The following is a 13,760-nucleotide window of genomic DNA, read 5'->3' as shown; positions in this document are numbered from 1 at the left end:
AATGAATGCAATATCCGCGCTTGATTACTTTGCGCTTGCCCGGGTCCGGTCAGAGGCCGCAATCCTTCTGGACAAGGCGGCGGCCGGTCAGCTGCGCCATGTTGCTGTGGATCTTTCCAAATTCGGCGATGCCATGGTCACTGTTTTGGAGACTACCAAGGAAAATTACCCCGACCTTCAAATCCCACCCTACGGGCTTTGGCGGGAGTTCGAAACCGGGGGCTATGACCGGTGGTCCGCCCTGGCCGGCGCCCGCCAGTTTGAGACCGCGCATGACATGCTTTTGTCCGCCGCCGATCTGGTCGTGCTGGCAGCCGTCATGCAAACCGTCACGCCCGCCGGCTGGGTGTTTGTCGATCCGTTGACACAGACCAAAGCGAACGGCCGGACAGCATCTTGCCTTGCCGCGTTTCACATGTTTGCCGCAGGGTCGTTCTCCAACGCCATGAGCGATCCTTACCGGGTGGATGCGGACAGTTTGATCGCACTGGACAGTCCCGAGCTTGCCGCTGGACTGCAATGGGATGCGGACCAGTCGGCAGACCTTCTGGAACAGATGCGCAAGCACTTGAAGCGGTTCGGCGAAGCCATGTCGGTCCGCCCGGACCTTTGCACCGAAGACGATGTGACCCGGGCCGGCCTGATGGTGCTTGGCAAGGTGCGCGAGGCAGGTGGTTCCGTGGATCTGAGCAGTGTTCTTGAGACGCTGATGGAGGTTCTGGCGCCGGTCTGGACCGGGGGCGCATCTGTCGGCGACGTCGGTCTTGGAGACAGTTTCGAACACAGCGTGCCACAATCCGATACTCCGGGAGCGATCGTCCCGTTTCATCTTGCGGCCCAGGAAATGGCCTATTCCCTTGTCGAGCCCTTGGCGTGGGCGGGGTTGGAAGCGGAGGGTCTGGAGCAACTCACGGCACCTGCCGATGACCGTCATGCCGCCTTGTTTGTGCGCACCGGTGTCTTGAATTTTACAACGGCTGATCAGAGCCTTGATCCAATCGATGCGCGGGACCGCATGGTGGAAATCAGGGCCGTGAGTGCCGCATTGGCGGAGCGTCTTGCGGATCATCTGCGCGCTGAACTGGATGTTGCAGCTGGCCAGTTGCCGCTGACCTGCATTTTGGAAGGCGGTACCAGCCGCGCAGGGGTATCCGCTTTGAAAAAAAACGGTCAGGAAACCACGAAACTGCAGGAATTGCTGAACCCGGGGGCTGTTTTTTGGTTGCCGTTCGGGGCATAGGTCCTGAACATAAACAAATTCGTCGAACAGGTTCCGGCAACGGGCCAGTGCACAAGAGAGGCAGATATGTCCGGAGCAAATGTCATCAGCCACCCTTTGGTTCAGCACAAGCTGACCATCATGCGCGACAAGGGAACGTCGACCCAGGGGTTCCGGCGGCTCTTGCGGGAGATCTCCACTCTGCTGTGTTACGAAGTAACCCGGGACTTGCCTCTCGCCCACCAGACCATTGAGACGCCGCTGGAAGAGATGCAAGCGCCGACTCTGGCTGGAAAGAAGCTTGTCTTTGCATCGGTCCTGCGGGCTGGTAATGGTCTTTTGGAAGGCATGCTCGACCTCGTTCCGTCTGCGCGCGTGGCGCATGTCGGTCTTTACCGCGATCCGGAGACCCTCATGCCGGTCGAGTATTACTTCAAGGCCCCTGAAGACCTGAATGAGCGGCTGGTGATTGTGGTCGATCCGATGCTGGCAACGGCCAATTCCGCGATTGCAGCTATCCAGAAACTCAAGGAACGCAGCGCGAACAATATCCGCTTCCTGTGTCTTCTGGCAGCTCCCGAAGGTGTCGCCAAATTCAACGAAGCGCATCCGGACGTGCCGATCTACACGGCCTCGATTGATCGCAAGCTGAATGAAAAGGGCTACATCGTACCCGGTCTCGGCGACGCGGGTGACCGGATGTACGGCACGAAATAAGTCGGTGCTGGTCTCGTAAAAAGCGCGGTGCTGCGGCTCCGCGCTTTTTTGTTTGCGAAATGGGTCAGACACCCTAACGTTGGAGCAAATGGGGGCGTCATGATTACGGTTTTTGGCTCGATCAATCTGGATTTGGTTGTGGCCCTGCCGCGTTTGCCGAAGGCGGGGGAGACGGTCAGCGGGCCGGACCATCAATTGTTCGCAGGGGGCAAAGGGGCCAATCAGGCCCTTGCTGCGCGGCGTGCGGGCGCCTCCGTCAAGATGGTCGGGGCTGTGGGAACGGATGCGTTTGCCGCGCTGGCCATCGGGAACATGGAAGATGCCGGTGTGGACCTTGCAAGTGTCCGCACGCTCGACGGGGCAACCGGCCTTGCCTTCATCGGGATCGACCCGGATGGCGAAAACCAGATCATGGTGGCGAGCGGCGCAAACCACCGGGTTGAGGCCAAGTGGCTGGGTTTGTCGTTGGCGGCCAGCCGGATCTTGCTGCTTCAGGGGGAAGTCCCATTCCCGGAAATCCGCAAGGCAATGCAGTTGGCGCAAGATTCCGGGGCAGAGGTCATCTGGAACCTGGCGCCTGTGCCTGACGACGATATCAAAGCCGCGCTTGCAACGGTCAATACGTTGATTGTCAACGAGACGGAAGCTGCTGAAATTGCCCGCAAGCTCGCAATCGATCCGGGATTGGAAGCATTTCTGGACTACATGGTCTCGCCAGCCCGGAAGGTCGTGGTCACTCTCGGTTCGAAAGGAGTGGTGGCAGCCAGCCATGAGGACCGTTACAGGATTGCATCGCCGAAGATAGAGGCCGTGGATACCACCGGCGCCGGGGACGCCTTTTGCGGTGCATTCGCTGCAGCTGCGGACGCAGGCACGACGTTCGAACGTGCCTTGAAGGCCGGTGTTGCCGCCGGTACCCTGGCGTGCACCGTCACGGGGGCCCAGTCCAGCGCGCCGATGAAAGCGGAGATTGAACGCCTGGCCGATCAAATCACGGCGGCGGACTTTACGGCATCCTAAGGAACAGATGATACGTCCTGGCCTGGATCAGCGGGCGGTAAATCGGATCCGGTTGACCGCCTAAAGCTGATGATTGTGGAGTGACCAGGCATCTTTGGGCGTTTTTTGACAGAGCGCCCGGTGCTCTAGCGGGCGCGGTACATGCGCGAGAGGCTTTGTTTCAGATCGCGTTCCAGCATGATGTGATTATGAAGCAGAAGATGGCTGGTGCTTGCATTTTGCTGATGGTCGGTCCGCGCAACTGAAGGGACAGGCGGCCTCAGGATTTGGGTGACCCGCGCGAGGAATTTACATGTGGCGTTTCATTGTCATCTTTCTTTTCTGTGCCGCTCTGGCGCCGCTCGTGCCTTACCTAGCCGACCGTTATGTTGCTCCGGAAGCGCCGCAGGGAGACCAGAATGGCCGGACGTCAACCTCCGTCGACCGGACCCATCGCATTCCCGTAAGCCGGAACGGGCAGTACTTCGCCACGGCCTTGTTGAACGGCCGGCGGTATGAGCTGCTGGTTGATACGGGGGCAAGTTCCACTGCGCTGCCCAGAAGTGTTGCGGAAGATGTCGGGGTCTATCCTGATGATGAGGAATTCAAGTACCGGGTAAACACGGCGAACGGGACAACGTCCGCCGCGCGGGTTGTCATCCGGAGTTTCGAGATGGGGGATATCTTCCTGCGCGATGTCGAGGCCCTGGTGCTGCAGGATGAAAGCTTGTCGAAACCGCTTCTGGGCATGTCGGTGCTGTCCCGCCTTGAACGGTTTGACATCTCTAACAGCACCCTTGTACTGGTTCAGTGACGCGCGAAAATCTAAATGAATTTTCCAAGCTCAACGGTATCGCGTCAGTTGGCTTTAAGAGGCAAGTATGTTTCCCAAACCGCAACCGCATTTGCTCCCGAACACTTTTGAATATGAATCCAGCCCAATGGTGAAGCCGACCGGTTTCCGCGAATATGACGCGCGCTGGCTGTTTGAAAAAGAAATCAATCTGATGGGCATGCAGGCCCTTGGAATGGGCATCGGCACCTTGATCCATGAACGCGGCGTGCGCCCGGATATCGTGGTCGGGCATGACTTCCGCAGCTATTCCTCAACGATCAAGATGGCGGTTGTGAACGGGCTTCTGGCGGCCGGTGTCAACGTGCACGACATCGGGCTGGCGCTGTCGCCCATGGCCTATTTTGCGCAGTTTGCCCTTGATGTCCCGGCGGTCGCCATGATCACGGCTTCGCATAACGACAATGGCTGGACCGGCGTGAAGATGGGCATTGACCGGCCGCTGACATTCGGTCCGGATGAGATGGGGCGCCTGAAGGAGATTGTCCTGAACGCTGCCTTCGATCTGAAGGGCGGCGGCAGCTACCGCTTCGTGGACGGTTTCCCGGACATTTATTTCAAGGACCTCACCGACCGCGCAAAACTGAAGCGCCCGATCAAGGTGGTTGCGGCATGCGGCAACGGAACAGCCGGAGCATTCGCACCGAAAATCCTGGAAGCGCTGGGCGCGGAAGTGATCCCGCTGGATGCGGAGCTTGATCACACGTTCCCGCGCTACAATCCGAATCCCGAAGACATGAAGATGCTGCATGCGCTCCGCGACAAGGTTCTGGAAACCGGAGCGGATGTCGGGCTCGGCTTCGACGGCGATGGTGACCGGTGCGGTGTGGTTGATAACGAGGGCGAGGAAATTTTCGCGGACAAGGTCGGTGTGATGCTGGCGCGCGATATCTCGGCGCTTCATCCAGGCAGCCAGTTCGTGGTGGACGTCAAGTCCACGGGCCTCTTCAACACGGATCCGGTTCTGAAGGAAAACGGGGCAAAGACCGATTATTTCAAGACCGGTCACTCCTACATCAAGCGCCGGGTAACCGACCTGAACGCAATTGTCGGGTTTGAAAAGTCGGGCCACTACTTCTTCAATGCGCCGATTGGCCGGGGCTATGACGACGGGCTTGTGTCGGCCATTGCCATCCTCGACATGCTTGACCGCAGCCCGGACAAGACGATGGCGGACCTGCGCCGTGCGTTGCCCAAGACATGGGGCTCGCCCACCATGTCCCCCAAATGCGCGGACGAGGTGAAATACGATGTGGTCGACCGCGTCGTTGCCAGGTTCCAGGAAATGAAGGCAAATGGCGAAACCGTTGCCGGACAGGCGATCACGGATCTGATTACGGTCAACGGGGTCCGGGTTGTCAGCGAAGATGGCACATGGGGTCTCGTGCGGGCCTCATCCAACAAGCCGGAGCTCGTGGTTGTCGTGGAGAGCCCGGTCTCTGAAGAGCGGCTGCATGCCATGTTCAAGGCCGTGGACGCCGTGTTGCGCGAGAACACGGAAGTCGGCGAGTACAATCAAACGCTCTAAAAGCCTGACTAACATGCTGGGGCGGCCATGGTTTGGACCGCCCCTTTTTCAACGGATTGCCGCTGGAGTAAGTTCATGCCCGCGATTTTCGGGACCCTGCCGGATGGAACGGACGTCGAGGAGATCACCCTCAAGAAGGGGCAGCTGGAAGCCTCGATCCTGACGTACGGCGCCTTGGTCCGTGATCTGAAAGTGAACGGGCAATCGGTTGTCCTCGGCTTTGACACGCTTCAAAGCTATCTGGATCATCCAAGATATTTCGGCGTGATCGCCGGGCGCTGTGCGAACCGGATTGCAGGTGGCCGCATGACCATCGATGGAGTGGCCTACCAGCTGGACTGCAATGAGGCAGGCAAGACCCATCTGCATGGGGGAAGTGCGGGCTTTTCGCAGCGCGTCTGGCAAATCGAGCAGAGCGACAAGGCCAGCGTTCTGCTGAAGCTTGTCTCCGAAGACGGCGACATGGGATATCCGGGCCGGGTGGAAGTGCTTGTCAGGTACACGCTGACCGGTGCCGGAGCCCTGCGGGTCAAGTTTTCCGCAACGACTGACAAAACAACGCCGGTGAACCTGACCCAGCACAGCTATTTCAATCTCAACGGCGGCGGCACAATTCTCGACCATACTTTGGAAATCGCCGCGGAAAGCTATTTGCCCGTCGATGCCATGCTGATGCCCACGGGCGAAATACGGAAAGTCGCCTGGACGCCTTATGATTTTCAGGATGGGCGGAAGGTCCGCCGGCGGCCGGGTGAGGAAGACGTGATCTATGATCACAATTTCTGCCTGGCGGACGCTCCCAGGGACACCGTTGAGTTCGCCGCAGCTCTCGAGGACAGCACGGGGGAGCGGCGGATGGAAGTCTGGACCACCGAACCCGGCTTGCAATTCTATGATGCGGCGCGGCTGGATGTGCCGGTGCCGGGCCTCGGCGGTGAGCCTTACGGATCACATGCCGGGCTTTGCCTGGAGCCGCAAAGATGGCCGGACAGTGTGAACCGTCAGAATTTCACCAGCGTTTTATTGAAACCGGGCGAAACTTATGGTCACGTTAGCGAATTCCGATTTTCTTAAATCGCACGGTGCGGGTTCGCACCGCTGACATGCGCCATCGACTGGGGGATTTTTGGTGAAGACGATTTTCTCAAGCACCCAGCTCGCACATGCGCCGGCCCAGGAAATTTCGGATGGGAAACTTAAGCCTGCCGTGGAAATTCCGGGCCGCGCGGAAATGGTTCTTGCAGCGCTTAAAGACAGGCAGGTCGGGGACATCATCGAACCGGCAGAGTTTCCGGTAAGACCGCTTCACCGGGTTCATGCGCCCGATTATGTCGGTTTTCTCGAAACCTTCTGGGACTCCTGGACGGCAGCTGGCCGCTCCAAGGAAGCTTTTCCGTTTGTCTGGCCCATCCGCAGCCTTCGCCAGGACACGAAAGTGGAACATATCGACGGGTTGCTGGGCCGCTATTCAATGGATGCCGGAACGCCTTTGGGCGGGAACACCTATCAGGCGGCGCGGGCCTCTGCCGATACGGCCCTGACAGGGGCGAAAATGCTGCTCGACGGTGAACAATCGGCATTTGCCCTGTGCCGCCCGCCGGGTCACCACGCCGGTTACGATTTTTTCGGGGGCTATTGCTTCTTCAACAATGCAGCCATCGCAGCCCAGTATCTGCGTGATTACGGTCTACACCGCGTGGCCATTCTCGATGTCGATTATCATCACGGCAATGGCACGCAATCGCTGTTCTACGACCGGCCGGATGTATTGTTCCTGTCCATCCACGCCGATCCCAAGGACGAGTATCCCTATTTCCTGGGGTACGCTGACGAGACGGGCGAGCATGCGGGCACCGGTTTTACCAGGAACTGGCCGTTGCCTCTTGGAACCGATTGGGAGGCATACACGCCGGCGCTTGAAGAGGCATGCCGCTGGCTGCTTGTCTATAAACCGGAAGCCTTGATCGTTTCTCTGGGGCTGGATTGTTATGAAAAGGATCCGATCTCGGGCTTCAAATTCGTCAGCGATGATTTCATTCGCCTTGGCCAGCGCCTGGCCAAGGTTGGCGTTCCTACCTTGTTCGTCATGGAAGGCGGCTATGCCATTGATGCGCTCGGCACCAATTGCGTCAATGTTCTGGAGGGGTTTGCCGGCTAATCTGCGGGCGTTCAGTCGAAAACATAGGATCCCTTGAAGGATCCGTTCAGCCCGATCACACAGTCAAGAGCCCAAGGGATTTCAGGTCTTTTTCAAGACCCTGCGCGCCTTTGAAATGATGCGCGGCGATGCCGAGCGCACGGGCGGCCTCAACATTGGCAAGCGAGTCGTCGATGAAAAGACAGTTTTCGGGATCAAGCGCATTGCGCTGAAGACATATCCGGTAGATTGCCGGGTCGGGCTTGATCAGCTGTTCTTCCGCCGAGACGACGATGTCGAGAAAGCTGGTTTTCAGGAAAGGAAACCGTTCTTGCGCTTCCGTGAATTTCTCCGAGGAAAAATTGGTGATTGCGTAGAGCGGCATGCCACCTTTCTTGAGGTCTTGCAGAAGCTGGAGCGTGCCTGGAACCTCGCCGGGAACCATATCGTGCCACCCCTCCGAATAAGCCCTGATCAGGTCGGACTTGTCCGGATACTGCGCACTTAACTGTGAAACGGCGTCCTCCCAGGAACGCCCAAGGTCCTGCTGGATGTTCCAATCCATGCTGCAGATTTCAGTGAGAAAGTGATGCCGTTCCGCAGGATCGGGTATCAGCCGGCGATAAAGGTACTCCGGGTTCCATTCGATGAGGACATTTCCTATATCGAAGATCACTGCCGTGATAGGTTTTGACATGAGGGCTCCTGGCAGGGCTGATCAGGGACGGCTTGTTTCAGAATGTTTTTTTCACTTTCATCAAAGAGTTATGTCAGGCTTATGGCTGTTTGCGCCATGGCCGCCTTCTTGTGCCTGTCCTTGGCAGCTGCAACGGTCTTTGGAACACCTGCAAACGCATCGGAGACGGCCGGTGCACCCGACAGGTTGCGCCTTGGGGTGATTATTGCCGGGGATCCTGCAGCGCGTGACCGGGTCGAGGCGTTCCGCCTCGTGATGGAGGACATCGTCGATCTTCCGGTCGATCTTTTTCTGCTGGAGACCATGGGAGAGGCGGTGGAAGCGATCTCCTCCGGCCGGATCGACTATATCCGTTTGTCGCCATCCGCCTATGCGGCGGCGTACCGTCTGTGCAGCTGTATCGAACCCTTGGTGACCGCCGCGCCGGATGATTTTCCGGCCCGGTTTTATGCCGTGATCATCGCCAAGCGCACCGGCATCAAGGGCAGCCTGGATACCTTGAAGGGGGCACGGATAGGGGTCGGAGCAGCAGAATCGGTTTCCGGTTACCGTGTGCCGCTCGCCAATCTGGCGGCAGACGGCATCAACGCGCACACCCATTTCGGTCCGCTTGTGGAGGTGCAGAACCCGGTGGAAGGCATCCGCGCTGTCCTGGATGGGCGCGTGGCCGCCACGTTTGGCTGGTCATCCCTGGCCGGTGAGGCGAAGGTTGGCTACACGGCAGGAACACTGAATGATTTTTATGTGCTCGGCGGGCGCGGTTTTAACGACCTGGAGATCGTTTGGCGGTCACCGCCGATCCCTTACACCGCACACTCTGTGCGGTCCGATTTGCCGGACGACCTGAAACGCCGGTTGCGCGCGGGCCTCATGGATCTCCGCCGGGAAGCACCGGATGCCTATCTTGCCATCGAGCCGGATCTGCCGGGTGGCTTCGAGCCTGTTGTCCATGCGGACTTCCGGCCCGTCCTGCGAACCTATGAAGATGATTTTGCAGCTGTGCTCGCCCCAAGACAGCCCTGAGACAGGCTGTCGGCCTGGTCTTCGGACGGCGATCCGCTTTCCCGGCCAGTTAGGTCTCTGTGTTTAGGCTGGAACCGGGACCGTGCTTAACAGTTTGGACGTATGCCGGCGGATCATCTCTTCCTCATTGGTCGGGATGACCATCACGGTCACACGCGAGGATGGGGACGAGATGGTTTCCGCAGCCGCGCAGTTTTTGTCCGTATCAATGTCAACGCCAAGCCAGGCGAGTTTTGCGCAGACGCGCTCGCGGATGCCGGCTGCGTTTTCTCCGATCCCTCCGGTGAAAACGAGGGTGTCGAGCCCTTCGAGCACGGCAGCCATGGCCCCGATTTCGCGCTTGAGGCGGAAGACATAATAGTCGATCGCTTCGGCGGCTTTCGGATCCTGGCTTTCGCTTAGCGTGCGCATATCCTGGCTGATGCCGGAGAGCCCCTTCAATCCGGACTGCTTGTAAAGAAGGTCCGAGACCTCATCCGGTGTCATTCCCTTGGTGGTCAGGAGATAGAGAACGACACCAGGGTCAAGCTGACCGCAGCGCGTTCCCATGGGCAAGCCGTCAAGCGCGGTGAAGCCCATGGTGGACCCGATGCTCTGGCCGTCGCGGATGGCGCACATGGAGGCGCCATTTCCCAGATGCGCAACGACGAGCCGCCCGGAATAGGCGGACGGGTGCGCCCGGTTCAGATAGGAGCAGATGTACTCATATGAGAGGCCATGAAATCCGTAGCGCCGGACGCCTTCATCATAGAGCGGTCTCGGCAGCGCGAATGTATCATTCACCCAGGGATGGTTACGATGAAAGGCAGTGTCGAAGCAGGCGATTTGGGCCGCTTCGGGAAAGGCAGTCTGCGCGGCTTCAATCCCTGCGATATTGTGCGGTTGATGCAAGGGTGCCAGAGGCACAAGGGTTCTGAGGTCATCCAAGACGTCTTCGGTAATCTGAAGTGGCTCGGAATGGTCAACACCGCCATGGACCACGCGGTGACCGACGGCTGATACGGACCGTCCGTTGAGGTCGTCCTCAAAAAGCGGCAGCAGGGCGGCGATGGCGGCGGTATGGGACGCGCCTTCACTTTCCGTCAGGCCGCGGTCGATTGTCTGGCCCGTGGTCCTGGATTTCAAGGTGATGTGCGGTGTGGCGCCGAGCCCCTGAACCTGTCCGTCCAGCATCACTGCATCATCCGCAAACAGCGTGAACTTGATCGAGGAGGAGCCGGAGTTCAGAACCAGAATGGTTTCCGTCATCAGTTTTCCCCGTCCCGGTCGAGGGTCGCAACCGGCGCTCCGGTCGCCTTCCAGTGTGTGTGCAGCAGTGCCAATGCGCAGGAGGCGAGCCGCGCCCGGCTGTCATCTGCCCGGCTTGTCAGCATGACCGGAACCTTTGCGCCAATGACAAGGCCGGCGGCTTCGGCATGGGCAATGAAGGTGAGCTCCTTGGCCAGCATGTTGCCGGATTCCAGATTGGGCACGATCAGCACTTCCGCCCGTCCTGCGACCAGCGATGTGATCCCCTTCGTGCGGGCCGCCTGAACATCGATTGCGTTGTCCATGGCAAGCGGGCCGTCCACGATAGCGCCGGTGATCTGGCCGCGTTCAGCCATTTTCGACAAGATGGCCGCATCAAGACTTGACGGGATAGCCGGGTTCACGGTCTCGATGGCAGACAGGATGCCGACGCGCGGTGTGTCCAGTCCAATGGCACGGGCGGCATTGATGGCGTTCTGCGTGATATCGACCTTGGTGTTGAGATCTGGTGTGATGTTGATGGCGGCGTCGGAAATCAGAACCGGTGTCTTCCGGCCTGGAATATCCATCACGAAGACATGGCTGATCCGCCGCTTGGTCCGGAGCCCGCCATTGCTCTTGACCACGTGATGAAGCAGGTGATCGGTGTGAAGGTGGCCCTTCATGACCGCTTTGACGCGGCACTCATGCACCAGGTCTACGGCCTTTCCGGCCGCTTCGCTTTCATCCTCAATATCGATGAGTTCAAGGCCCTCCAGGCTCTCGCCCAGTTCCTTGGCTGCCTGTTCGATCCGTTCCCGCGCGCCGATCAGGATGGGGTCAATAAGACCCTCGCGTTTCGCCAGCAAGGCGCCTTCCAGAGAATTCGGGTCATCTGGAGCGGCTACCGCCGTTGGCAGGGGCGGCAGCGTTTTTGCCATTTCAATCATCCGGTTGAAATGCCGGTGCCGCTGGACGAGCAGGGCCGGTAACGCGCTGGAGTCGAATTCGATTGTCTTGACCGGGGCCCGGACTTCGGCAACACCCTCAACCAAAGGCGTCCCGTCCTTTGAGACCGACAGGTCAAAGACGACCACATTGTCCGGCTTCTTCTCTTTCGCCGTCACCCTGACGTGGATCTTGTCGCCAACGGCCGCGCGGCCGAGAAACCGGAAAGACTGGGTCAGATAGACCGTGCCCGGGCCAGGGAGAATGTTGCCAAGGACAGCGGAGGCGAGCCCGCCGACCCACATGGCCGGGGCGACAGGCTTGTCGACTTTGCCGTCGCCCGTCCAGTCTGTGTCGGGCAAATGGATCGGGTTGTGATTGCCGGAGGCATGCGCGAATACCAGGAGATCATTTGAAGAGCATTCACGGATGATTTCAGCGGTATCGCCAATGGAAATCTGCTCGTAGGTCTTGTTTGATGCCATGTCAGGAGGATCCCCAATCTCGTGCTGCCTGTTGCGGCGCACCATATTGGGGGCAAGTTACAAACCTAAGACGGCAGCCGAAATCCGGGACATTGCCTATCTTCCGGTTTTACGGGCAATCGGAACACGCGATCTGGCTCACCAGGCGCGGCCTTAGGTAAACAGTGTCACTGAGTGTGATCGACTGTCCAAGGATGCTGTCTTGGGCTCCAAACTCAGAAAACAACGGATTTGACCACAAATCTGGAAAACTTGGCGCGAAGGAGTATTCCGCCTTTGCGACGATAAAGGATGTATTCGCCTGTACGATCTCATCAGGGAGGGTCTCGCCGGGCGGATCTCCCGCAGTCCACGCAGCCCCGGTGCCGCTGGAATAGCTCCAGTCGGTTGTTGCATTGTCGTTTGCGTCGATGGACACACTGGCAATCATAAGCCCTATACGCCCCGTGGTCGGATAGGGCGCCATTAACGCGTCTCCAGCATCCGTCACAGCTACGAGCTCGGCGAGGCTTATTGTTTGAGTCTGAGCGACAAGGTCAGCGATCGAGCTTGCGGTGCGGCTGATCTTACGATCCTGGTTGAAGGCCTCGTTTACTTCAAAAAGGCCAATGTAAATCAGCAGCATGAAAGGCCACAGCAACGCCAATTCAACTGCACTTGCACCTGTGCGATCCGACGCAAATGTTCGTAGCAGGCCCTCTACGCGGCCGCAGATGCGGTGCGATGCAAACAGTCTTTTATGAAAACGGTTCATTCCGGAAAACCATGGTTGATTGGAAATGACGCATACCGTTGTAGTCTTCATAACTCAGGTTCATGATAGAGAACAGCATCGGCCACTCGTAGATCACGCGTACGATGATGATTTCCTCGGCTTCACCGGTCGTGAAGTTAAAGTTTGTCTGAAGGACGCCGTCATCGTCATACATCGACCCAACCTTGTCATCGTCGTCAAAATCGGTGAAGGAGTCGAGTTTGGTCACATCCAGAATGATCCGGTCAGGGTCACACATGAAGGACGGCATCGCATTACAGATTTCGGTTCTGATGTCCGCAGCGGAAAGGTTTCCGTTTGCAGCCTGACCTGTTCGGATAATACGGCTCGCTTCGGCCACAGCGTTGTCATTCAGACGGCTCACAGTGTAGGCTAGTCCAAGGTCTATGATGGCAAACAGGGTCAATAGAAATGGGATGGCCACAAGGCCGAACTCGATGGCAGCAGTTGCGCGAATGTCCCTGCCGAACTTCTGTGCGGTCCGTCCGATGGACCGGAGAGAACGTGTTAGCCGATCAAATACTCGAATGCGCAAACCAAATCATCCCTGGTTCAGTTGCCACCTGCGGCGGTGATGGCAAGTTCATTCCGTGCCGTGGCTTGGTCTGCCGCGACTTTAAACGCATCATCATCATCGCCGAGCCGGAGCATTGGTTCGCACTCGGGGTTGCATGAGAGCGACTCTCTACTCACTCTCCGGTAAACGGTTACCACGTCATCACTCGACGATTTTACCGTGATCACCTCATCGACGATGGGATTGTTGTCCATGTCAAGTATGACCAAGTTTGTCGTTCCGAAGCTCTTACCGGTCACAACCACTGTGTTTTCATCAAACATGGAAACATCGGCAATAAACGGGTTACCGACGATCACGGCCGCTGCACCGTCATCGATCCGGAATACCTTGGCGCGGTCCACATACACTTCGACAGGACCATCTTGCGCATGAGCGGAAGACAGTGCTGCCATCACAGCGATTGCAACAAACCAACTCGTGATCCGTGAATACATGGCGTTCCATACTCCAGATGCATATTCGTCGGCGAGATAATGCACTGAACGTAGTGAACGAAGCGCTAACGCAGAAAATGAAGAAGAGTAAATTGCTGCAGAGACCCAGTGTCAGGTAATTCGCAGCTGATGTTCGTA

The 13,760-nt window shown here is 58.1% G+C and carries 14 protein-coding genes; 8 read left to right on the top strand and 6 right to left on the bottom strand.

Going from position 1 to position 13,760, the window contains the following annotated elements:
* The first annotated feature begins 1 nt into the window (after position 1).
* From E1180_RS06175 to E1180_RS06145, 7 genes are all read left to right on the top strand, one after another.
* On the top strand, positions 2-1,240 hold the full coding sequence (locus E1180_RS06175) for a DUF1688 family protein (protein ID WP_155190303.1): 1,239 nt from the start codon (positions 2-4) through the stop codon (positions 1,238-1,240).
* 66 nt (positions 1,241-1,306) lie between these two features.
* Complete coding sequence (gene upp / locus E1180_RS06170) at positions 1,307-1,936, top strand: uracil phosphoribosyltransferase (protein ID WP_155190302.1); 630 nt, start codon at positions 1,307-1,309, stop codon at positions 1,934-1,936.
* Between the two features lie 99 nt (positions 1,937-2,035).
* Positions 2,036-2,956 (top strand): ribokinase, encoded by a 921-nt coding sequence (locus E1180_RS06165; RefSeq protein WP_155190301.1) that lies wholly within the window; start codon positions 2,036-2,038, stop codon positions 2,954-2,956.
* A gap of 292 nt (positions 2,957-3,248) precedes the next feature.
* Entirely contained in the window at positions 3,249-3,749 is a 501-nt protein-coding gene (locus tag E1180_RS06160) for a retropepsin-like aspartic protease family protein (protein ID WP_155190300.1), read from the top strand.
* Positions 3,750-3,816: 67 nt separating this feature from the next.
* Entirely contained in the window at positions 3,817-5,316 is a 1,500-nt protein-coding gene (locus tag E1180_RS06155) for a phosphomannomutase/phosphoglucomutase (RefSeq protein ID WP_155190299.1), read from the top strand.
* A gap of 75 nt (positions 5,317-5,391) precedes the next feature.
* A complete protein-coding gene (locus E1180_RS06150) occupies positions 5,392-6,390 on the top strand; it encodes an aldose epimerase family protein (RefSeq protein ID WP_155190298.1) in 999 nt (332 codons plus the stop codon).
* Positions 6,391-6,445: 55 nt separating this feature from the next.
* Entirely contained in the window at positions 6,446-7,474 is a 1,029-nt protein-coding gene (locus E1180_RS06145) for a histone deacetylase family protein (protein ID WP_283404497.1), read from the top strand.
* 55 nt (positions 7,475-7,529) lie between these two features.
* On the opposite strand, the gene E1180_RS06140 is transcribed toward E1180_RS06145, so the two are convergent.
* Positions 7,530-8,150: an HAD family hydrolase gene (locus E1180_RS06140; protein WP_155190296.1), complete on the bottom strand. Its 621-nt coding sequence runs from the start codon at positions 8,148-8,150 to the stop codon at positions 7,530-7,532.
* Between the two features lie 42 nt (positions 8,151-8,192).
* On the opposite strand from E1180_RS06140, the gene E1180_RS06135 reads away from it, so the two are divergent.
* Complete coding sequence (locus E1180_RS06135) at positions 8,193-9,173, top strand: PhnD/SsuA/transferrin family substrate-binding protein (RefSeq protein ID WP_155190295.1); 981 nt, start codon at positions 8,193-8,195, stop codon at positions 9,171-9,173.
* Positions 9,174-9,236: 63 nt separating this feature from the next.
* Here E1180_RS06135 and E1180_RS06130 read toward each other — a convergent pair whose 3' ends face one another.
* The 5 genes from E1180_RS06130 to E1180_RS06110 all read right to left on the bottom strand — a co-directional run bounded on the left by E1180_RS06130 (position 9,237) and on the right by E1180_RS06110 (position 13,622).
* Positions 9,237-10,421 carry an acetate/propionate family kinase gene (locus E1180_RS06130; protein ID WP_155190294.1) on the bottom strand — a complete coding sequence of 395 codons (1,185 nt, stop codon included), beginning with the start codon at positions 10,419-10,421 and terminating at the stop codon, positions 9,237-9,239.
* The gene (locus E1180_RS06125) at positions 10,421-11,833 is read right to left on the bottom strand and encodes a bifunctional enoyl-CoA hydratase/phosphate acetyltransferase (RefSeq protein ID WP_155190293.1); all 1,413 of its coding nucleotides are present in this window, start codon (positions 11,831-11,833) and stop codon (positions 10,421-10,423) included. Before E1180_RS06125 ends, E1180_RS06130 begins: the two co-directional genes overlap by 1 nt.
* A 109-nt stretch (positions 11,834-11,942) precedes the next feature.
* Positions 11,943-12,458 carry a pilus assembly protein gene (locus E1180_RS06120; protein WP_196220547.1) on the bottom strand — a complete coding sequence of 172 codons (516 nt, stop codon included), beginning with the start codon at positions 12,456-12,458 and terminating at the stop codon, positions 11,943-11,945.
* 112 nt (positions 12,459-12,570) lie between these two features.
* Positions 12,571-13,143 carry a TadE/TadG family type IV pilus assembly protein gene (locus E1180_RS06115; protein WP_155190291.1) on the bottom strand — a complete coding sequence of 191 codons (573 nt, stop codon included), beginning with the start codon at positions 13,141-13,143 and terminating at the stop codon, positions 12,571-12,573.
* A gap of 17 nt (positions 13,144-13,160) precedes the next feature.
* Entirely contained in the window at positions 13,161-13,622 is a 462-nt protein-coding gene (locus tag E1180_RS06110) for a pilus assembly protein N-terminal domain-containing protein (RefSeq protein WP_155190290.1), read from the bottom strand.
* Positions 13,623-13,760: the final 138 nt, after the last annotated feature.

The organism is Roseibium denhamense (assembly GCF_009711415.1).
Classification (GTDB): Bacteria; Pseudomonadota; Alphaproteobacteria; order Rhizobiales; family Stappiaceae; genus Roseibium; species Roseibium denhamense.
This window is presented reverse-complemented; position numbering and strand designations above follow the sequence as displayed.

Bases quoted from the DNA above. Each gene is read 5' to 3' on its own strand.
- E1180_RS06135 (WP_155190295.1), top strand. From the start codon at position 8,193: ATGTTTTTTTCACTTTCATCAAAGAGTTATGTCAGGCTTATGGCTGTT.
- E1180_RS06125 (WP_155190293.1), bottom strand. From the start codon at position 11,833: ATGGCATCAAACAAGACCTACGAGCAGATTTCCATTGGCGATACCGCT.
- upp (WP_155190302.1), top strand. From the start codon at position 1,307: ATGTCCGGAGCAAATGTCATCAGCCACCCTTTGGTTCAGCACAAGCTG.
- E1180_RS06140 (WP_155190296.1), bottom strand. From the start codon at position 8,150: ATGTCAAAACCTATCACGGCAGTGATCTTCGATATAGGAAATGTCCTC.
- E1180_RS06110 (WP_155190290.1), bottom strand. From the start codon at position 13,622: ATGTATTCACGGATCACGAGTTGGTTTGTTGCAATCGCTGTGATGGCA.
- E1180_RS06150 (WP_155190298.1), top strand. From the start codon at position 5,392: ATGCCCGCGATTTTCGGGACCCTGCCGGATGGAACGGACGTCGAGGAG.
- E1180_RS06165 (WP_155190301.1), top strand. From the start codon at position 2,036: ATGATTACGGTTTTTGGCTCGATCAATCTGGATTTGGTTGTGGCCCTG.
- E1180_RS06130 (WP_155190294.1), bottom strand. From the start codon at position 10,421: ATGACGGAAACCATTCTGGTTCTGAACTCCGGCTCCTCCTCGATCAAG.
- E1180_RS06175 (WP_155190303.1), top strand. From the start codon at position 2: ATGAATGCAATATCCGCGCTTGATTACTTTGCGCTTGCCCGGGTCCGG.
- E1180_RS06155 (WP_155190299.1), top strand. From the start codon at position 3,817: ATGTTTCCCAAACCGCAACCGCATTTGCTCCCGAACACTTTTGAATAT.
- E1180_RS06160 (WP_155190300.1), top strand. From the start codon at position 3,249: ATGTGGCGTTTCATTGTCATCTTTCTTTTCTGTGCCGCTCTGGCGCCG.
- E1180_RS06120 (WP_196220547.1), bottom strand. From the start codon at position 12,458: ATGCTGCTGATTTACATTGGCCTTTTTGAAGTAAACGAGGCCTTCAAC.